At 39.2% G+C, this 17,699-nt stretch carries 20 protein-coding genes; 10 read left to right on the top strand and 10 right to left on the bottom strand.

Going from position 1 to position 17,699, the window contains the following annotated elements:
• Window positions 1-3: 3 nt before the first annotated feature.
• Window positions 4-1,644 (top strand): glycerol-3-phosphate dehydrogenase/oxidase, encoded by a 1,641-nt coding sequence (locus EHR01_RS08345; protein WP_135694238.1) that lies wholly within the window; start codon window positions 4-6, stop codon window positions 1,642-1,644.
• The gene (locus tag EHR01_RS08340) at window positions 1,644-2,066 is read left to right on the top strand and encodes an acyl-CoA thioesterase (protein ID WP_135694237.1); all 423 of its coding nucleotides are present in this window, start codon (window positions 1,644-1,646) and stop codon (window positions 2,064-2,066) included. Before EHR01_RS08345 ends, EHR01_RS08340 begins: the two co-directional genes overlap by 1 nt.
• Here the strand turns inward: EHR01_RS08340 and EHR01_RS08335 are convergent.
• A complete protein-coding gene (locus EHR01_RS08335; RefSeq protein WP_425269981.1) occupies window positions 2,059-3,060 on the bottom strand; it encodes a P-loop NTPase family protein in 1,002 nt (333 codons plus the stop codon). The two genes, EHR01_RS08340 and EHR01_RS08335, sit on opposite strands and share 8 nt — an antisense overlap.
• A gap of 83 nt (window positions 3,061-3,143) precedes the next feature.
• The gene (locus EHR01_RS08330; RefSeq protein WP_135694235.1) at window positions 3,144-5,162 is read right to left on the bottom strand and encodes a protein meaA; all 2,019 of its coding nucleotides are present in this window, start codon (window positions 5,160-5,162) and stop codon (window positions 3,144-3,146) included.
• A 101-nt stretch (window positions 5,163-5,263) separates the two neighbouring features.
• Here EHR01_RS08330 and EHR01_RS08325 point away from each other — a divergent pair, with 101 nt between their 5' ends.
• Complete coding sequence (locus tag EHR01_RS08325; protein WP_135694234.1) at window positions 5,264-6,595, top strand: hypothetical protein; 1,332 nt, start codon at window positions 5,264-5,266, stop codon at window positions 6,593-6,595.
• Between the two features lie 6 nt (window positions 6,596-6,601).
• Here EHR01_RS08325 and EHR01_RS08320 read toward each other — a convergent pair whose 3' ends face one another.
• From EHR01_RS08320 to EHR01_RS08310, 3 genes are all read right to left on the bottom strand, one after another.
• A complete protein-coding gene (locus EHR01_RS08320) occupies window positions 6,602-7,237 on the bottom strand; it encodes a lytic transglycosylase domain-containing protein (protein WP_135694233.1) in 636 nt (211 codons plus the stop codon).
• Between the two features lie 52 nt (window positions 7,238-7,289).
• Window positions 7,290-7,673 carry a response regulator gene (locus EHR01_RS08315; RefSeq protein WP_135694232.1) on the bottom strand — a complete coding sequence of 128 codons (384 nt, stop codon included), beginning with the start codon at window positions 7,671-7,673 and terminating at the stop codon, window positions 7,290-7,292.
• Between the two features lie 66 nt (window positions 7,674-7,739).
• Window positions 7,740-9,143 carry an aspartate ammonia-lyase gene (locus EHR01_RS08310; RefSeq protein WP_135694231.1) on the bottom strand — a complete coding sequence of 468 codons (1,404 nt, stop codon included), beginning with the start codon at window positions 9,141-9,143 and terminating at the stop codon, window positions 7,740-7,742.
• A gap of 74 nt (window positions 9,144-9,217) precedes the next feature.
• Between EHR01_RS08310 and EHR01_RS08305 the strand changes: the two genes are divergently transcribed.
• The 7 genes from EHR01_RS08305 (at window position 9,218) to EHR01_RS08275 (ending at window position 12,512) form a co-directional block, all read left to right on the top strand.
• The gene (locus EHR01_RS08305; RefSeq protein ID WP_135694230.1) at window positions 9,218-9,565 is read left to right on the top strand and encodes a hypothetical protein; all 348 of its coding nucleotides are present in this window, start codon (window positions 9,218-9,220) and stop codon (window positions 9,563-9,565) included.
• Window positions 9,566-9,603: 38 nt separating this feature from the next.
• Window positions 9,604-10,284, top strand: coding sequence for an SH3 domain-containing protein (locus EHR01_RS08300; RefSeq protein ID WP_135694229.1), 681 nt, complete (start codon window positions 9,604-9,606; stop codon window positions 10,282-10,284).
• A gap of 92 nt (window positions 10,285-10,376) precedes the next feature.
• A complete protein-coding gene (locus EHR01_RS08295; protein WP_135694228.1) occupies window positions 10,377-10,757 on the top strand; it encodes a TIGR04452 family lipoprotein in 381 nt (126 codons plus the stop codon).
• Between the two features lie 97 nt (window positions 10,758-10,854).
• Window positions 10,855-11,307 (top strand): Spy/CpxP family protein refolding chaperone, encoded by a 453-nt coding sequence (locus EHR01_RS08290; protein ID WP_135694227.1) that lies wholly within the window; start codon window positions 10,855-10,857, stop codon window positions 11,305-11,307.
• Window positions 11,308-11,310: 3 nt separating this feature from the next.
• Window positions 11,311-11,835, top strand: coding sequence for an RNA polymerase sigma factor (locus EHR01_RS08285; RefSeq protein ID WP_135694226.1), 525 nt, complete (start codon window positions 11,311-11,313; stop codon window positions 11,833-11,835).
• Complete coding sequence (locus tag EHR01_RS08280; protein WP_135694225.1) at window positions 11,816-12,079, top strand: hypothetical protein; 264 nt, start codon at window positions 11,816-11,818, stop codon at window positions 12,077-12,079. Before EHR01_RS08285 ends, EHR01_RS08280 begins: the two co-directional genes overlap by 20 nt.
• A 145-nt stretch (window positions 12,080-12,224) precedes the next feature.
• Window positions 12,225-12,512: a hypothetical protein gene (locus EHR01_RS08275; protein WP_135694526.1), complete on the top strand. Its 288-nt coding sequence runs from the start codon at window positions 12,225-12,227 to the stop codon at window positions 12,510-12,512.
• Between the two features lie 70 nt (window positions 12,513-12,582).
• Here the strand turns inward: EHR01_RS08275 and EHR01_RS08270 are convergent, their stop codons facing one another.
• The 5 genes from EHR01_RS08270 to ccoG are packed head-to-tail and all read right to left on the bottom strand — an operon-like array spanning window position 12,583 to window position 17,698.
• Complete coding sequence (locus tag EHR01_RS08270; RefSeq protein WP_135694224.1) at window positions 12,583-13,269, bottom strand: sulfite exporter TauE/SafE family protein; 687 nt, start codon at window positions 13,267-13,269, stop codon at window positions 12,583-12,585.
• Entirely contained in the window at window positions 13,247-13,444 is a 198-nt protein-coding gene (locus EHR01_RS08265; protein WP_135694223.1) for a cbb3-type cytochrome oxidase assembly protein, read from the bottom strand. The genes EHR01_RS08270 and EHR01_RS08265 overlap by 23 nt, the downstream gene beginning before the upstream one ends.
• Window positions 13,426-15,888 carry a heavy metal translocating P-type ATPase gene (locus tag EHR01_RS08260; protein ID WP_135694222.1) on the bottom strand — a complete coding sequence of 821 codons (2,463 nt, stop codon included), beginning with the start codon at window positions 15,886-15,888 and terminating at the stop codon, window positions 13,426-13,428. Before EHR01_RS08260 ends, EHR01_RS08265 begins: the two co-directional genes overlap by 19 nt.
• Entirely contained in the window at window positions 15,885-16,379 is a 495-nt protein-coding gene (locus EHR01_RS08255; RefSeq protein ID WP_244310028.1) for a FixH family protein, read from the bottom strand. The genes EHR01_RS08260 and EHR01_RS08255 overlap by 4 nt, the downstream gene beginning before the upstream one ends.
• Complete coding sequence (ccoG, locus tag EHR01_RS08250) at window positions 16,379-17,698, bottom strand: cytochrome c oxidase accessory protein CcoG (RefSeq protein WP_135694221.1); 1,320 nt, start codon at window positions 17,696-17,698, stop codon at window positions 16,379-16,381. The genes EHR01_RS08255 and ccoG overlap by 1 nt, the downstream gene beginning before the upstream one ends.
• Window position 17,699: the final 1 nt, after the last annotated feature.

The raw sequence follows: 17,699 nt of genomic DNA, 5'->3' as shown, positions 1-17,699 counted from the left end.
CCCATGAAACAAATTACAAAAAAAGAAAACAACAGACTTGGTCATCTAAAATCGGAATACGATATTATCATTGTCGGTGGAGGGATTACCGGTGCAAATGTTCTCTGGGATGCAACCCTTCGTGGTTATAATTGCCTTCTATTAGAAAAAAATGATTATGCTTCCGGAACAAGCCAAGCAACTTCGAAACTCATTCATGGTGGACTTAGATATTTAAAAAATCTTGAGTTTGGACTTGTACGTGAGTCACTTTCGGAAAGAAGGTATCTTGCCAAAATTTCTCCTCATGCCGTGCGGCCGATGGGGTTTATCATTCCGATTCGTTCCTGGTTCCAACGTATCCAATTGTTTCTGGGGATGGAACTATACAATGCTCTTTCCTTTGATCGAAATCAAGAGATTGATGCTGATGTAAAACTTCCTAGATATAGATGGAATTCGTTAGGAGAAACCATCTATAAAGTATTAGGGCTGGATCGAAAATCTTTGAAGGGTTGTTTTCAATATTATGATTATGCAAATCCCAATCCAGAAAAACATACAACGGAATTTATTTTATCTGCGAAAGAAAAGGGAGCTCATGCCTTCAATTATCTTTCCGTCACAACATTAAGAAAACAAAATAGCGGTGGTTATACGGTGGGTCTTACGGATACACTTACCGGTAAAAAGGTACTTGTATCAAGTAAGGTGGTTGTGAATTCGGCCGGCCCTTGGGCGGATGTGATTGAATCTATGACGGGAGTCACTGCAGAGAAAAAACTGGTCCGCTCCAAAGGAATTCATGCAGTGGTTCGTAATATATGTGGAAATGAATGTGTTGTTCTGTCCAAAAGGGATGGCTCTCATCTTTTTGTCATTCCTTGGCGTGGAAAAACCATTGTTGGAACGACCGATACAGCTTACGACGATGATCCGGATGCTTTTAAAGTCAAACAGTCAGAACTTGTGGATTTATTAGATGAAGTAAATTATAGTTTTGGATTTGCGAAACTCACTTTAAAAGATGTGGATTATTATTACGGTGGCCTTCGCCCACTGGTAGAAGACCCAGGGAGTACAGAAGGAACTTATTCTGCGTCTAGGAAATCGGAAATTTTTCATTATGAAAACGAAGGGTTCCCCGGATTCTTTTCTGCGTTAGGTGGTAAGTATACAACGAGCCGTGCTGTTGCAGAAAATTTAGTAAATGCAATTGACAGTTACACAAAAGGCCAGGAATCTCCATGCGCCACAAAGTTTACACCACTACTTGGGGGAAGATACCAAAGTCTAAAGGAACTTGTAAACGAATTACAGTTTAAATTCCCAAAAACCGAAGGTGCAAAGTTAGAGACCTTGGCCAGACGTTATGGTAGTGTTACATGGAAGGTTTTATCTTTAGAAGGAAAAGAAACGTATCGGATCCCAAATGGTGAGATCTATTATGAAGAAGAAGTGGAATATATGGTCACTCATGAAGATATTTTTCATCTAACAGATTTTTATTTTAGACGTTCTGGGGTTGGTACTGTTGGGACACTTGATCTAGTAGAGAAAACTCGTTTGAACAAAAAAATTGCAAAAGTTCTTGGTTGGAATGCGGACCGCTTGAAAGAAGAGGAGAAGTTAGTTGATGAAAGATACAAATGGTTTGTTGACTAATGGCTCGGATTGCAATTGATATTCCAGAAAAACAAATTTATTCTACGAACTTAAGTGTTCGGATTTCTGATATCAACTTTGCGGGCCATCTTGCTCATGATGCTATTTTGACCTTAACCCATGAATGCCGAGCTCGGTTTTTTCATTCACATGGATGGACAGAAATCAATGTGGAAGGGAAGGGGATTGTTGTATCGGATGTTGCGATTGTATATAAATCCGAGGCTTTTTTCCCAGATGATTTGATGATGCAACTTTTTGTGGACAATGTGTCTAAAAAATCTTTGGAAATGGTTTATGTAATTACCCATAAAAATGGGGGAAAGGAAATCGCTCGCGCTAAAACAGCAATCGTTTTTTTTGATTATGCGGAAAGGAAACCATGCCCTATCCCAGAGGTTTTTTTAAAAGTCCTTATTTGATTTTTGATTGAATGAAAGAAACGATTTTACGTTCTTCTTCTTCATACTTGAGTTTATGAATCCCACCGAGCGGATTTCGTTTGACTGCCTGGTTCCATTTGGAAGATTCTAATTCTTCCCAGATGGAAATTCCCCATCTTCCATATTCATTTCGTATCCACTGTGTAAGTTGGGTGAGTGTTTCTGAATTTTTGTCTTTTCTTTTTTGATATTGCAGGATGTATAACAATAGTTCTTCGATACCCTTTCGTTTAGTGACTGATGTTTTGAATATCGGTGGAAGCGACTGATTCGGTAATATGTCTTTGATGAATTCCAAAGTGGATTCTAACATATAATAACTGGAGTTTGCCAAAGACTCTTCATCACATTTGTTGATGATAAATGCTTCTGGAACTTCCATAATCCCCGATTTCATAAATTGTACTTGGTCTCCACCGAGTGGTTGCATCACAAGAAAGGATAAATCGGAAATGAGAGAAACAGAAATTTCGTTTTGGCCTATACCAACTGTTTCTATAAATACATAATCAAATATTCTTCGTAAGAATCGGATGACATGATAAGTATAGGGATTGAGTCCTCCTAGTTCCAGTTGGGAAGGTTGGGACCTAAAGTAAATTCTTGTATCCCTTCGGGGTAGAGTCACCCTTGTTCTATCACCAAGGATGGAACCTCCACTCAGATTGGAAGAAGGGTCAATGGCAACAATGGCCATTTTTTTGTCTGGGGCAAAATCTAAAAAAAGTTTACAAAGTTCGCCGAGTAACGATGATTTGCCGGCCCCTGGTGTTCCAGTAATCCCGATGGTAAGTCCTTCTTTAGTGTCTGGGTTTTGAAGGGAAAGTTCTTGGAATAAGGACTCGCGAAATTCTAGATTCTTTTCTGTTTCAATTTTTGAAATGATTTTAGCAATCGGATATTTTTCGCCTTGTAGTGCGTTAGAAACCAATTGGGATAAAGATTCTTTAGTATCAATCAAGGGATGCGCCATTCATAAGAAATAAATTAAAGAAGGATACTTCCATTGCAGATAAGTAAGATCCACAATGGAAGGGAGTTTTTCGGCTTTTTGTCTTAAACGAGAGCCGGTTCTGCTGCAACGATGTCGATGATTTTTTCCATTATCGACATGAGATCATAGTCTTTTGGAGTGAAGATTTCTCGAATCCCCATTTTTTTCAGTTCATCAAAATCGGATTCAGGAATGATTCCACCAATCACTACAGGGATTTTCGCCTTGTAGTGTGTTAGTTCATCAAACAACTGTTTTACGATTTCTTTGTGAGAACCAGAAAGGATGGATAGTCCAATCACATTGGCATTTTCTTCCACTGCGGATTGTACGATTTCTTCTGGGGAGAGTCGAATGCCTGAATAAATCACATCAAAACCACTGTGTTTTGCAGAAACAGCAATCATCTCAGCGCCATTGGAATGACCATCAAGTCCTGGTTTTCCCACAACAATCTTTGGTCTATGTCCATTTGCCTTTGTGAATGCCTCTACTTTCCCACGAACTGTCGAAACCTTATCGTCCGACAAAAAGAGTTTTTGTCCATCGACACCTGTTGGTGGGTTGTATTCTCCATAAACCTCGCGAAGTGCATCGGCCCATTCTCCAGTGGTGACTAGTGCTTTGGCACAAGCAATGGAATAAGGCATTAGGTTTTTTCCATCTTTTGCTGCTTGTTTTAAGTCTTCTAAAGACTTTTTAGCAAGATCGGCATTGCGACGAGATTTTGCCTCTCCAAGAACGTTTAATGTTTGTTCTGCGGACTTTGGATCTACTTTAAAAATACCACCATCGGAGTCAGTCATCAGTGGAGACTTAATTCCATCGGTCCATTTGTTTTTACCAACGATTACAAGTTCATTGGAATTGATTTTAGATAGTCTTTCTGTTTGTGATTTCACAAGTTGAGACTTCATATAACCATTTTCAATCGCAACGAGAGCCCCACCCATATCGATAATCTTTTGAATTTCAAGTTTTGCTTCTTCTTTCAAAGCTTTCACTTTGGATTCAATGACTTTGGATCCTTCAAAGATGTCTGGGTATTCCAGAAGGTCTGTTTCATACGCAAGGACTTGTTGCAATCGAAGTGACCATTGTTGGTCCCAAGGTCTTGGTAAAGATAATGCTTCGTTCCAAGCAGGAAGTTGGAGGGCACGACATCTTGCATTTCTAGAAAGTGTCACACCAAGAGACTCGATGAGAATCCTCCATGCATTGTTTTCTGGTTGTTCTTCTGTGAGACCGAGAGAGTTTACTTGTACTCCATATCGGAATACTCGGTATTTGGCAGTTTTTACTTTGTAACGTTCTGTGGTGATCTCTTGCCACATTTCAGTGAAAGCGCGCATTTTGCACATCTCTTCAACAAAACGAATCCCTGCGTTCACAAAGAAGGAAATTCGGCCCACACACTGCTCAAATTCGTCATCAGAAAAACAATTTCTTTCTTTGATGGCATCTAACACAGCAATGGCTGTGGCAAGAGCAAAGGAAAGCTCTTGAACAGGAGTTGCCCCAGCTTCTTGTAAGTGATAGGAACAAATGTTAGATGGATTCCATTTAGGAATATTGTGTAAAGAATATTCATACATATCCACGATGATTTTCATGGAATCTTTTGGAGGATAAATGTAAGTTCCACGTGCTAAATATTCTTTGATGAGATCGTTTTGAGTGGTTCCATTTAGTTTTTCCAAAGGAACTCCGCGTTCTTCCGCAAGGGCCACATATAGCGAAAGTAACCACATGGAAGTTCCATTGATCGTCATGGAAGTGTTCATCTCTTCGATCGGGATTTGGTCGAATAAAATGCGAAAGTCTTCGAGTGAGTTGATGGGAACTCCCACCTTTCCGATTTCTGGGCGTGATACCTCGTGGTCGGAACTATAACCACACTGCGTGGGGAGATCAAATGCAATGGAAAGCCCTGTTTGGCCTTTAGAAAGGTTCTTTCTGTACAACTCATTGGAGGCTTTTGCATTGGTATGCCCAGCATAGGTCCTAAAAATCCACGGTTTGTCAGGTTTTCCCTGTCCATTCTCGTCCACGAGAAGGTATTCTTTTTTTTCGGCGGACATTCTTTGCCTCGTTTTATAAATTCTATGTATAATTGAAAATCTTCTGGAATATTTTCACCTAAAAATTTATACAGGACTAGGCAAATTGAGCCTTTTCCAAGATGCGAGACCCAAAACCTTTTTCACCACTTCCTTTCCTTTTTAGCATCTTACTCTTAAGTTTGGGCTTTGCTCTGTTCTCTTATTTTAGACCTTTCCCCACAACGGAAACCGAATGGGAGTTTTTGGCCAATATTAAGGCTGCTGTGGAAGAGGGGGGACTTATTTCTTCTCGGGAGCCACTGGCCATCTGGTTTGTTGTGGCATGGAAAAAACTTTTTGGGATGAATTATATTCCATCCTTTCTTGTGTTAGCTGGTCTGTTTTATAGCCTTTTCCTCCATTTGTTTATGTTACTGCTTCGTTCAACAGAGTGGAAACGTAACCACTACCTTTTGGTGTATCTTGCTGCCTTTTTGCCATTTTCATACGGATTTCCCACTTCCTATTTTACGGAAACACTTTGTCTTGTGTTTCTACTTTTAGTGTTTTTAACTTTCCGATTGGAAAAGATGACAGACCTTCTCGTTTTTCCTACGTTTACAGCGCTTGCATTCTTTTCTAGTTTTATCATGTTCTATCTTGGGTTTACTTTTTTTGTCATCTTTACTGGAATCCGTGGATCAAGGAAAGCCGCCCAAAAAACATCTGTATTTTATAAAAAGAAAAATGTTCCCTTTTTGTTTTTACTTGGGTATCTCGGGTTTTTCATTCTTTCTCTCATTTACTTTTCTTATACAAATTTTTTTGGACCTAACTCCATTGGGTTTTTATTCAAAACTTGGTACACTTCGGCATTGTTAATCCTTTTACCACTGGTTGTGCTTGGCATTGGACATGTTTTATTAAAAACAGAAAAAGAATTAAATACCATCACGGCTTCCATTGTGATCGTTGTGTCCATTGCCGTTTCTATTTATTTTATATTCAAAAATCTAAATGCTTCTGAGAAAGAACCTTGGGAACTCCAATCCAAAAATTTAACCAAAGCTTTTGGACAGGCTCTTATTTTAAAATCAGATCCTATCTACTTACCAAAAGAATTTTCATTTGCCTTTTATTTTCAGACGGGAACCAAAACCAAATATATGCGAGAAGAAACGGTAACTGATAAATCGTTTTTGTATGTAGATGGGATTTGGAACCAAGACATCCAATTGGTTCAGAAATCCGGACTCTTTCGAAGAAACCAAAGAGCATTTGCTGTCGTACCCATAAGTGAAGATGATGTCCTCATCCAAAGAGCCACAGCCGAAAAAATTAAGAATGAAAAGAGTTTGAACTTTATTGTGAAAAAAGTGGACGAAGCATGGTCGATCACTCCCACAAAACGTCCGTTTGATCTTTATACTGCTGGATTACAGAAAAAATTTGGGTATTTAACTTTCTATTAAAACAGATTACGAACTAAAGTCTTTGTAGTATCGTTTGACTTTGTTTACGTAATTTTGTGTTTCTTCGTAAGGAGGAATGCCTTTGTAACGTTTCACTGCTCCAGGTCCTGCATTATAAGCGGCGATTGCTTTTTCTGGGTCTTTGAATTCTTTCATTAGCCCCTTTAAAAATTTAACTCCTCCACCAATATTCTCCTCCGGGTCAAAAGGATCATTCACTCCGAGTGATCCTGCGGTTTCCGGCATGAGTTGCATAAGACCCATGGCTCCTTTCGGAGATACGGCATTAGGTTTGAATCCAGATTCTGCTTTGACCATCGCCTTTACTAAGTTAGGGTCCATACCTTGGGCTTTTGCAATGGATTCAATCGTTCCCAAAATATCGGTTGGTTTGTTTTTTGTATCGGCTTGGAAGGAAACAGGAATTTTGGATCCAATTTCTCCAGGGAAGGGAAGGGAAATCCCTTCTCCATTTTGGTTCGAAGTTTGAACAGGTAACGAATCCTGGGCCTTCGAACGGTTCCATTCCCTTTCTAAAACATCAGGAAAGGAAACAAGAGATTTGGGATTTTCTGAAAGTTTGGAAAGGGATTCCATCCGGTTCAAAACAGAAGATACAGAAGGGATGTCCGTTAGTCTCACATATTAAAGATCGACCTTACTTGGAAAAACTAAAGAAAAAAAATATGTCTCATTAGCCCACTGCCGGGTTGATGGACTGCAAATCCTTCAAGGAAAGTGGTTTTACTAGATATCCTTTTACATTTTTGAATTCTTCTGATCTGGCTTTGTCTGTTGGATCAATGGAGGAGGTTAGAATGTAGATTGGAAGTTTGGCGTATTTGGGGTGTTTGCTGATGGCTCTTAAAAATTCCCATCCGTCCATAATGGGCATATTCAAATCTAAAAATAACATATCAGGATCGGCCGAACCAGCGAGCAGGGCATTCAAAGCCTCCTCTCCGTTTTGAAAGCCATGGATTTCGTCTGCAAAGGAAAACTTTTCCATCAAAGTTTTGATGAGAAATGTTGTAATCACATCATCTTCAACTAGGTATACCATACTTAATTGTTTCATAAATTACGGATAGATCCGAGCGTATTTTTCTAAAAATTAGAAAAGAAAGCAACAAATAAACGATCCCTAAAGTGTATGTGGTGAGGTGAGAATTTCGGGTCGAAGGATCTCTTTCAGTTTTTTTTCTTCTAACAAACCAAGTTCCAAAACAATGGATTCGACAGGTCGATTTTCTAAGAGTGCTTTTTTGGCAACTAGGGTAGCATTTTCGTACCCAATGTACGGATTCAAAGCGGTCGCAAGGCCTGCAGAAGTTTTGGCTCGGGATTCAAGTAAATCTCGGTTTGCTGTGATTCCCACAATGCAGTTAAGTTCTAAAGTTTTACAACCAGCTGTTAGATGTTCAATACTTTTAAATAAACTATGAGCAATGATTGGTTCAAAAGCATTCAGTTGCAATTGGCCTGCCTCAGCTGCCAAAGTAATTGTGATATCGTTTCCAATGACTTCAAAAGCAATTTGGTTGACCACTTCTGGAATGATTGGATTTACTTTTCCTGGCATTATGGAAGAACCTGCGGCTTTGGCTGGCAAATTAATTTCGTTAAATCCACCTTGTGGGCCACTGGAAAGTAAACGTAGGTCATTACATATTTTGGATAACTTAGTCGCAATTCGTTTGAGTACACCAGATAACTGAACAAAGGCGCCAGTGTCCTGTGTTGCTTCAATTAAGTTTGGAGCTGCAATCAAACTCAGGCCAGTTTCATTTGATAAAATATCGGTGACAATCTGCGAATAACGAATGTCAGTGTTGATCCCAGTTCCAATCGCTGTAGCACCTAAATTGATTTCTCCAATGAGGGATGTGGCTTCCTTCAGTCGGCTTATATCTTCACCTAACATAACATCGTAAGTAGAAAACTCTTGGCCGAGTGTCATGGGGACGGCATCTTGTAATTGAGTTCTCCCTATTTTTAATATATCTTTGAATTCTTCTGATTTTCTGCGGAAAGCCAATTGAAGTTCTTCCATCGCCGCAAGTAAACCTTTCATGGCAAATACCGCCGCTACTTTGATAGAAGTTGGGTAAACGTCGTTTGTACTTTGGGACATATTGACTTCATTTAATGGATGCAAATGAGAATAGTCTCCCTTGGCGAAACCTGCCATCTCGAGTGCAATGTTTGTGATCACTTCATTGGCATTCATATTGGTGGAAGTTCCAGCCCCACCTTGGATGACATCGACAACAAATTCCGAATGGAATTCTCCATTGAGAATTCGGTCGCAGGCAGTTGTGATCATCTGGGTGGTTTCTTTTGTGAGTTGTCCCAACTCGTGGTTTGCTTTGGCAGAAGCTTTTTTGATATAAGCAAGGGCACGGACCAGGTCAGGATAGGTCCCGATGGTTTTTCCAGTGATGGGATAATTTTCCAAAGCCCGTAGGGTATGGATTCCCCAATAAACATCAGCGGGGAGATCTCGTTCCCCCAAAAGGTCGTGTTCTCTGCGTGTTGGTTTGGTCATAAGCTTATAAATTCTCTTGGATAGGACGAAAGATACTCGACCAAATCCAAATGGGAAGAAGATTTATCTAGCCAATGTATAAAATCCGATTTTCTTTCTTTCTCCTGAGTTTTCTTTTTTGTCTTTCAACGTTAATCGGAAAGGAAAAACAAACTTCTACAGTTCCCTGCAAACAAAAAGAGGAAACTGTAAAAACGATTTTTCAACTTTTGCCTGAATCAGAGAGATCTTGTTTGGACATTGCCAAACTGGTTTTGACGGAAGAAGATGAAGAGGGTGAAAAATTGGATAAGGAGTATGCAGAACTTTTTTTAAAAGTATGCGAACTCAAACGGAAAAAACTTTCCTTAGATGAAATTCGGGAGAATTTGGGGATCACAAAACAATGCAACATGGCGGCGAATCTCTCGAAAAAGAATTGATTCCTTCAAGTGAATGGTATATTTTTTTCGCAAGATTTATGCTAAAATACCATTCTGTCCTTTTGTTTTTTCTGATCCCTTCCGTTCTTTTGCCATGTGATCCCTTTACGGCAAAAACTTTAACACCTATCGACCATTCGGCGAAAGATAAAAGTTTTAACGAATTTAAAACAAAATTTCAAAAGATTCTAAAATCTAAAGATCGAAAAGCCTTAGAAGAGGTAATTGATAAAGAGATTCATTTTTCATTTGGTGCAGAAGCAGGGAAAAAAGATTTTTTAAAATCATTCCAACTAACAGAAAAACCATCCTCATCCAATTTTTGGGAATTGATGGAAGAAACAATCAAGTTAGGGTTTCGTCAAAACAAAGAAGGCCAAATGGTGGCTCCTTATTTTTTTGAAACCTTCCCAGGAGACTATGATCCATTCACTCACTACTTGGTCATTGGCAAGAATGTGAATGTTAGAGAAGATGCTTCAAAAGAATCAAAGTCCATCACACAGTTAAGTTACCAAATTGTAAGAGCAGAAGCTGATGATTTAGATGGACGAAGACTAGAAAAGGAAAGTAATTGTAACTGGAAAAAGATTTGTACACCGCAGGGAAAACCTGGTTATGTATGTGACAGGTTTTTACGTAGTCCTCTTGACTACAGGGCATTCTTTGAAAAAAAGAAAAACAATTGGTATCTCACCATCTTTATCGTGGGCGATTGACCTTTGTTAAATTAAAGTATTGTATAGATTTTTCTTGAAACGTAACTAAGGCAGGTTTATATATGGTGAAACCATTGTTCAAGGAAACATTTATGTTAAAAAAAATACTCTTTGTTGCTTTAGCGTTTTCGCTAACCAACTGTCTGATCCTAAATCCAGCGGGCGCAACGATCGATCGTGAGAAAGGTTCTGAAGTTGCTTCTCGAATTACAGATGCTGCCATTCAAACGGACTTAATCAATTCAACCTTGTTAGCGGGAAGACCTAGTGTTTCGATTTTAAGTGTGCTTGCTGCTGACATTGCAAGTATTGATTCAGCAAAGTACTATGTCAAAGCTGATGTAGATCAGTGTGTTAATGACATCCAAGGATTCAAAGGTTTTTTACTTGGATCTACAATTACCAATATCATTTCTTGCCAAGACTTGAAAACTGATGGATATTTCACTGGAGATCCGTTCCCAAGTTTCTAATTTAAAAAAACAAGTTCCCTGCCTCTTTTTTTCTTGAGGTAGGGAACTCTCCCTCCCTCTTTCGGGTCATATTCACCAAACAAACAAGGAAGGTTCTATGATCTCTCTGAAAAAAACATTCAAAATTGTCGCAACAATTGGTCTTGTATCGGTGATGGCATTTGCTTTTGGAAATTGCCGCGGACATAAAGATTTCGAAAAAAGAATCGAATGGGTGGCGTCCAAACTCACATCTAAACTAGATTTAGATGAAGCACAGAAAGCAAAACTGGAAACCATCAAAGCCGAACTCATTGCCAAACATAAGGAAATGAAACCGAAACATGAATCTTGGGCCAAAGAAATGGCGACTCAAATTCGTGCGGAAAAAATTGATACCAAGTTGTTGGATAAAATGAGTATTGAACGAGAAACTCGCCACCAAGAAATGCGTAAGTTTTTCCAATCAAAACTTGTGGAATTCCACGCTGTATTAAAACCGGAACAAAGGGAAAAGTTTGCTGATTTAGTGGAACGTTTTGCAAGTCGACACCAACCACCGGAAGAATAAACAATGCCTGAGTTTGACTTCGAAACAGTAGTCAAAGAAACCAAATTTTTGGTTTTAAAAACGGTCGGTGATACCCTCATCGACCGTTTTGATGATGCAACGGAAGATGTAGTGCAAGAAGTATACTTTCGTGTGTTTAAATCTTTAGAGAAGGGTGGGTTTGATGGAAGGTCAAAAATCTCTACTTGGATTTACACCATCGCTCGAAACGAAGCCCTTCGTATGAATGAAAAACGGTTGCGAGAGGAAGAAAAGGCAAAACGTTACTTAGTAAAGAATAAAGTCCAATTATCAGGTGTGCGAGAAGAAGCTTCTTTTGAAAAAGAAGAATGGGTTGAGTCCATGCTTTTGCAAATCCCCGAAACCTATCGTCAAACCTTACGTCTTTATTTGGCTGGCAACACGATGGATGAAATTGCAAAAGAACTTGAGGTTCAGCAAGGGACAGTCAAATCGCGATTGTTTCGAACCAAAGAATGGATCCGAAAACATATACCAGGAGGAAGAAATGAATTCCAAGAATCCTAAAAAATGGGAACAACTTTTAAATGATTCTGATTTCGAATTGCGTCTTGTGCGAAAAACCAAATCCAGAATCCAAACGGAAAAGACAAAGCGGAAAGCCTATGTCACCTTAGTGGCTTCGACTCTACTCTTTTCCCTAATTTTTTTCAATGAGTTCATCCTTGAACCTAATGAATTGTCAACTAACGTCCATTATCTTGTGGATGAACTCAGTTCAGAATCGATTGTTAGTTTGAGTATGGATTGACATTTATCAATGTGAAAAGCATGGAACTTACGTGGGAGGTTTTTGTAAAAAGAGTGTGATTTTATTTTCCTTTGCGTCATAATAAAGTAAAGGAAGTGAAAACATGAACGCCTGCATCCTATACCTCAACAAAAAACGAATTGAGATGATTAAGTTTGAATCAGATCAAATGCGATCTAGAACTTGGGAAAAATCGAAAGAAACGGATGTCTGGGATTTTGAAGATATCACCAGTACTTTGCAATCACCTAACGAAGTGATTTTAGTGGGTGAGTCGGAATTGAACACACAGTATCGACGTTGGTTAGTCAATCATGACAGAAATTTAGCCAAAAAACTCATCGCTGTGATTGGGAATAACAATGAAAATAATATCAATCAAGACCTTGTTAGTCATTTTAAAGAAAAGTACTTTAGAGGGAGAGGGTTTTAAGCTTTAAAAGAACTTTCGTTCTACATGAATCAAACACCTGTTTGATGGAAAGGCGAGCGGGGGAATAGAGTTATAAAAGATGGTCGCAGGACTCTCCGTGGGTATGGAAAAAAAGGCGGTAGAGTAAAAAACTGAGAGAAGTTAAAATCACAATCGTTCCAAAGGCGGGGATCCATTTTGTTGGGATTTTGTCTCTCCATTTCCTCACAATCCATCCAAGTCCCGTGAGTGCAGGAACAGTTCCTAAATAAAAGAAAAACATCACGAGTCCACCGTTTAACAAAGTGCCAGTGGCAAAGGAAGCCGCGTACGCTGGATACAATACCCCGCAAGGGAGTAGGGCACTCACCATCCCAATTCCAAATCCAAGACCATTTTTACTAAAGCGAGAGCGAATCTTTTCTAAAAACTTACGAATCCCTTGTGGTAAAGAACCAAAGGACGAAGTTGATTTTGTAGAATAAGTGCGGATGGCAAAGACTACTAAAAATAAAAACGTAAGAACACCAGCCGCACCTTGGATGGCACTTAATTCTCCTAATGCATTGGCACCTTTACCAAGAAACCCCAACACCATACCGAGAAAGGTATAGGATATGAGTCTTCCTAGATGATAGAGATAAATGGGGATCTGTTTTCCTTTTTCTGTTTGTAAAAGTGATACAAAAGGACCACACATCACAAGACAATGAAAGCTACTGACAAATCCATACAATATGATGGAACCAAAAAAACTAAGATTTGCTAGTTGGTCCATCAGGTGAATTTGATTTAGATTGGTTCTCTTGAGGGTATTCTTCCTCGAAGAACATTCTATATTTAGGTGATTCGATATCTTCAAACTGACCTTTTTTGAAGGCAGTGATAAAAATATAAAGAAAGAAGACGGCAATACACATTGCCATCGGGATGGTTAAGTAGAGGGCTTCCATTGGGGGATCCTAAATCTAATGGAAAGAGAATTGAGGAGGACTGTCAAGCTAGAACAGGCCATAAACACGGCACAAATCACAGGTAACATGAGTCCAAACATCGCAAGCGGCAACATAATCGAATTATAACAAAAGGAAATGATGATGTTTTGTAAAATCACCTCTCTAGTTTTTTTGGCAGAGAGCAGGGAATGGACAAGCCCATTCAAATTTCCAGAAGTCAATACCACATCAGATTTTTCCAATGAGAGATCTTCAGCTTCCGTATGTGAAATGGATACATTGGCTTGAGCTAAAGACAAACTATCGTTGATCCCATCTCCAACCATAATGACAACATTTCCTTCTCCTTGTGCTTTGCTAATGAGATTGGATTTGTCTTCTGGAGAAAGATCAGAAACGTACTTTTCAATTCCGAGAGAGTCAGCAATAAACTTCACTGCTGCAAATCGGTCTCCCGATAGGATCGAAATATTGGGAACAAAATGTTTGAGAAGAGAAACAAAGGAACGGGCCCCAGGACGAATTTCATCGGCGAGTAAAAAACTTCCGAGATACATTCCATTCACAGCAAGTAATATCAAAGACCCTTCCCCTTCGGGTAAATCTTCCATTGGGATCTTTTCACTATCGAGTAGGGTTTTATTTCCGATGAGAACCGAAAGTTTTTTAGAATCCACTTCTAACTCGGCTTTGACTCCTCTTCCTGGAATGTTTTCTAAATTGGATAATATAATGGACTCTGCTCGTTTGGTAACGGAGCTAAAAGGTTGTAAATACTTCACAAGAGATTTTGCTAAAGGATGATTAACTTCTTTTTCAATTCGATAAACAAGTGGTAGGTGATCATCTTTGACTGAAACTTGTCTCACTAAAAATTTTCCTTCAGTGAGTGTGCCCGTTTTATCTAAAAAGATGGTATTTGCCTTTGCTAGGGCTTCTACAACCGAAGGGTTTTTTAAGAGTACACCTTTGTCTGCATTGAGGATATGATTGGTGACAAGAGCTGTTGGAACAGAAATTCCCAAAGCACAAGGACATGCAACTATGAGTACAGAAATAGTTGTGACAAGACTTTGTTCTAAATTCCCACCGGATACAAAATACCAGACAAAAAAACAAAGAAAGGCCAATGCAAAAACCACTGAGATAAAGTAAGATGCAATTCGTTCTGTGAGGATTTGTAATTTTGGTTTGAGGTGTAAGGCTTCCTCTAGTCTTAGTTTAAGAGAAGAAAGTGTAGATGCATGGTAGTCAGATCCAGCAACAATCAAAGCTGGATTGTCCATCGCAAGGGAACCTGCAAGAATCGTATCCCCTTTCTTTTTTCGAATGGGTAAGGATTCTCCCGTTAGAAACGATTCATCCACATAAGTCTGTTCGGAGACAAGAATGGCATCCACTGGAATTCGTTTCCCTGGTGCGACACGAATGGTATCGCCAATTTTAATTTCGGAACTAGGGATGGTTTCTTCACCAGCTTCGGTGACTCGAACAGAGGTTTCGGGGAGTTTGCAAAGGATGGATTCCAATTTGTCAGAGGCAAAGACTCTCGCCTTTTCTTCGAAATACTTCCCAATCAAAATAAAGAAGTAAATCATTGCCACGGAGTCAAAATAAACTTCTCCCACATCAGTGAGCGTTACATAAACGGAATAGAAGTATGCCATAGAGATTCCTAAAAACAATAGGAAGTCCATCGAAAGGGTTCTTCGTCTGATGCTTGTTAGGAACCCCGACATAAAAGGGTATCCCGAATAGAGATAAGCGGGAGTGGCAAACACCCAGGATGCATAATGGAAGAGGCGTTTGATGTCCAAATCAATCCCAGTGAAATAACCGGAATATAAGGCAACACTTAGGATCATGATATTTCCAAAACAAAATCCAGCCACACCAATGCGCAGGAGTAGGGTTTTTAATTGTTTTGTTTTTTCTACAATGCCTTCAGTGGGCGAAAAAAGTACAGGTTTATAACCTATGGCACGAATCAGAGATAAAATACGAGAGATTTTGATTTTGGAACGATCAAACCGGACCCGAGCTCTCCCGGATGCAAAATTAATTTGAGCGGAGATAATTCCTTCTTCTTCGTTTAAAACTTTTTCATTGATCCAAACACAAGCCGAACAATGGATATTTGTGATTTGGATGGAAACTTCAGAAAAATCTCCTGACTTACGAACAAACTTTTCATATACGAGTTCGTTCTCTATGTCAGCATCTGAGTCCTCGATCTGAACTGGATCAAGTTTTGTATTTCCTTTTAAATTGTAATAATAACTTCCACCAAGAGAGTTGATGATGGAATAAACCGTTTCACATCCTTCGCAACAAAAAACTTTCGTATCATTTCCAACCTTTGCTTCAATCCGAACCAACCGGATCTGGTTTCCGCAGTGGTCACATTCTGTTTTTGTTACGTCAGAAATGGTTTCGTTCATTTAACAGATATTTTTCCTTCTCTTTCAAAGGACTTGCCACCTATATCAGCAACTAGTCGTAAATTCCAAGTTCCTTTTTCTAGAAGTGGGATTTTCCCAGCAAATCCATTGGTTGTTGGCTTTAGTTGGAATTGTGCTGTATTTTTAGTAGTGGCATTTCTTTCCAAATAAACAGTCATCGATTTTGCACTATTAGTGACTGCTCCATCTTTTTCAAGTTGGACCGAAATTTCTGATTCACCCATTGGGAGGAGGGTTTGGCTGTCCCAATTTGTTTTGATCAGGTAACCTTGTTTCAAAAGTTCTTTTTGGTTCTCTATGGCTTTTTCATAGTTCAAACCAATTTCGTAATAGTTTTTATCCATTACCGGTTCAAAGTTTTTGTAGGTCAGACGAATGGTATAAAAAGTAGCAGCTACAAGTGCTGTAAAACTAAACAGAACCACATACATTGCATTTCGTAAACTGGGGTGTAATTCTTTAAACATCATTACCTCCTTGGTAATGTTAAGGAGAGTTTTTTCTCCAATCGTTCGTCTGGATCCTGTGCATTTTTTAATACAATGGAACCTGGTAAGTAACCTTCATTTAATTCTTGTTCTGTGAGAGACTGTGTCTCTAAAACCACAGAAATACTTTTGATTTCGCCTGATCCCAATTTGAATCTGTTGTTTTCTTCACCGGAACGAATTAGGATTTCTTTTCCATGTCTTGTATCAGAAGCCGAAAGTTGAAATTCTTTTTCAATCGGCGCAATGTTTTGAATGCGTAGAGCAACAAAGGCTCTAATTTTATTGTCTGGAATTAAAATAGGTGGCATCGATTTGTTTGATGCTGCAATCATCGACATGGGAGTTCTTGTGACAAGTTGTATGATGGCCCCAGTGATCACAACTGTAAGTAAAATTGCATAAATCACGGTTCTTGGTCTGATCCATTTGATTTTTGCCCCAGTTTCAATTTGTTTGAGTGAGAAATATCCAATCAGAGTTTTTTTGTTTTCTCTTGCCATGATGGAAGTGCAGGCATCCACACATTTTCCGCAGGCCACACAACCCACTTGCAAACCATCGCGGATATCGATTCCAGTAGGGCAGACCACAACACACATATTGCAGGCAACACAATCCCCAATTTTGGTTTTTCCGTCCCTTCGAGGTTCTCCTCGTTTGAAATCATAGGTTACGTTCCAAGAATGTTCATCCATTAGGAGTGTTTGGAACCTAGCATAAGGACAAGCGTAACGACAGAACTGTTCGCGAATGAATCCGATATCGATAAACATCGCAGCAGTAAAAAATAATGTAAAATAAAAGTACGTTTGGTTTACAAAAGAGAGATTAACAAAGTCTGCCAACATTACATAAGGGCTAACAAAGTAAGCAATCCAATGAAAAGAAGCGATAAAAGAAACAACGATCCAGAGAAAATAAACGGTATATTTGCCTACGATTGAGGCATCCTTTTTCCCATATTTAGAATCTAAAACAAACCGACCAATTCGATCGAAAAGATCGGTATAGATTGTTTGAGGACACCCCCATCCGCACCAAACACGGCCAATGACGGAGGTGAAAAAGAAAAGAGAAAGTCCCATCGTAAGAAGGAAAAACCATAAGATCAGTCCTTCTTGTGGGATAAAAAGACCACCAAACAAGTGAAACACCCTATGCGGGATATCCAATCGAATGAGAGGGCTACCTTCCGGTAACACTACCCATGGTGCGATTAAAAATAAACCTACGAGAAAACTCATTACAAAGTTTCTTCGTGTTCTTACCTTTCCTGTCTGTGGTCTTGAAATAATCATC

It is taken from the genome of Leptospira mtsangambouensis (genome assembly GCF_004770475.1).
GTDB classification, from domain to species: domain Bacteria; phylum Spirochaetota; class Leptospiria; order Leptospirales; family Leptospiraceae; genus Leptospira_A; species Leptospira_A mtsangambouensis.
The sequence above is the reverse complement of the archived record's forward strand: the minus strand, read 5'-3'. Positions and strand labels throughout refer to the sequence as shown.

What these genes read in the sequence shown, in the direction of transcription:
- EHR01_RS08345 (WP_135694238.1), top strand. Translation starts at nt 4, where the DNA reads ATGAAACAAATTACAAAAAAAGAAAACAACAGACTTGGTCATCTAAAA.
- EHR01_RS08340 (WP_135694237.1), top strand. Translation starts at nt 1,644, where the DNA reads ATGGCTCGGATTGCAATTGATATTCCAGAAAAACAAATTTATTCTACG.
- EHR01_RS08335 (WP_425269981.1), bottom strand. Translation starts at nt 3,060, where the DNA reads ATGGCGCATCCCTTGATTGATACTAAAGAATCTTTATCCCAATTGGTT.
- EHR01_RS08330 (WP_135694235.1), bottom strand. Translation starts at nt 5,162, where the DNA reads ATGTCCGCCGAAAAAAAAGAATACCTTCTCGTGGACGAGAATGGACAG.
- EHR01_RS08325 (WP_135694234.1), top strand. Translation starts at nt 5,264, where the DNA reads ATGCGAGACCCAAAACCTTTTTCACCACTTCCTTTCCTTTTTAGCATC.
- EHR01_RS08315 (WP_135694232.1), bottom strand. Translation starts at nt 7,673, where the DNA reads ATGAAACAATTAAGTATGGTATACCTAGTTGAAGATGATGTGATTACA.
- EHR01_RS08310 (WP_135694231.1), bottom strand. Translation starts at nt 9,143, where the DNA reads ATGACCAAACCAACACGCAGAGAACACGACCTTTTGGGGGAACGAGAT.
- EHR01_RS08305 (WP_135694230.1), top strand. Translation starts at nt 9,218, where the DNA reads ATGTATAAAATCCGATTTTCTTTCTTTCTCCTGAGTTTTCTTTTTTGT.
- EHR01_RS08300 (WP_135694229.1), top strand. Translation starts at nt 9,604, where the DNA reads ATGCTAAAATACCATTCTGTCCTTTTGTTTTTTCTGATCCCTTCCGTT.
- EHR01_RS08295 (WP_135694228.1), top strand. Translation starts at nt 10,377, where the DNA reads ATGTTAAAAAAAATACTCTTTGTTGCTTTAGCGTTTTCGCTAACCAAC.
- EHR01_RS08290 (WP_135694227.1), top strand. Translation starts at nt 10,855, where the DNA reads ATGATCTCTCTGAAAAAAACATTCAAAATTGTCGCAACAATTGGTCTT.
- EHR01_RS08285 (WP_135694226.1), top strand. Translation starts at nt 11,311, where the DNA reads ATGCCTGAGTTTGACTTCGAAACAGTAGTCAAAGAAACCAAATTTTTG.
- EHR01_RS08280 (WP_135694225.1), top strand. Translation starts at nt 11,816, where the DNA reads ATGAATTCCAAGAATCCTAAAAAATGGGAACAACTTTTAAATGATTCT.
- EHR01_RS08275 (WP_135694526.1), top strand. Translation starts at nt 12,225, where the DNA reads ATGATTAAGTTTGAATCAGATCAAATGCGATCTAGAACTTGGGAAAAA.
- EHR01_RS08270 (WP_135694224.1), bottom strand. Translation starts at nt 13,269, where the DNA reads ATGGACCAACTAGCAAATCTTAGTTTTTTTGGTTCCATCATATTGTAT.
- EHR01_RS08265 (WP_135694223.1), bottom strand. Translation starts at nt 13,444, where the DNA reads ATGGAAGCCCTCTACTTAACCATCCCGATGGCAATGTGTATTGCCGTC.
- EHR01_RS08260 (WP_135694222.1), bottom strand. Translation starts at nt 15,888, where the DNA reads ATGAACGAAACCATTTCTGACGTAACAAAAACAGAATGTGACCACTGC.
- EHR01_RS08255 (WP_244310028.1), bottom strand. Translation starts at nt 16,379, where the DNA reads ATGATGTTTAAAGAATTACACCCCAGTTTACGAAATGCAATGTATGTG.
- ccoG (WP_135694221.1), bottom strand. Translation starts at nt 17,698, where the DNA reads ATGATTATTTCAAGACCACAGACAGGAAAGGTAAGAACACGAAGAAAC.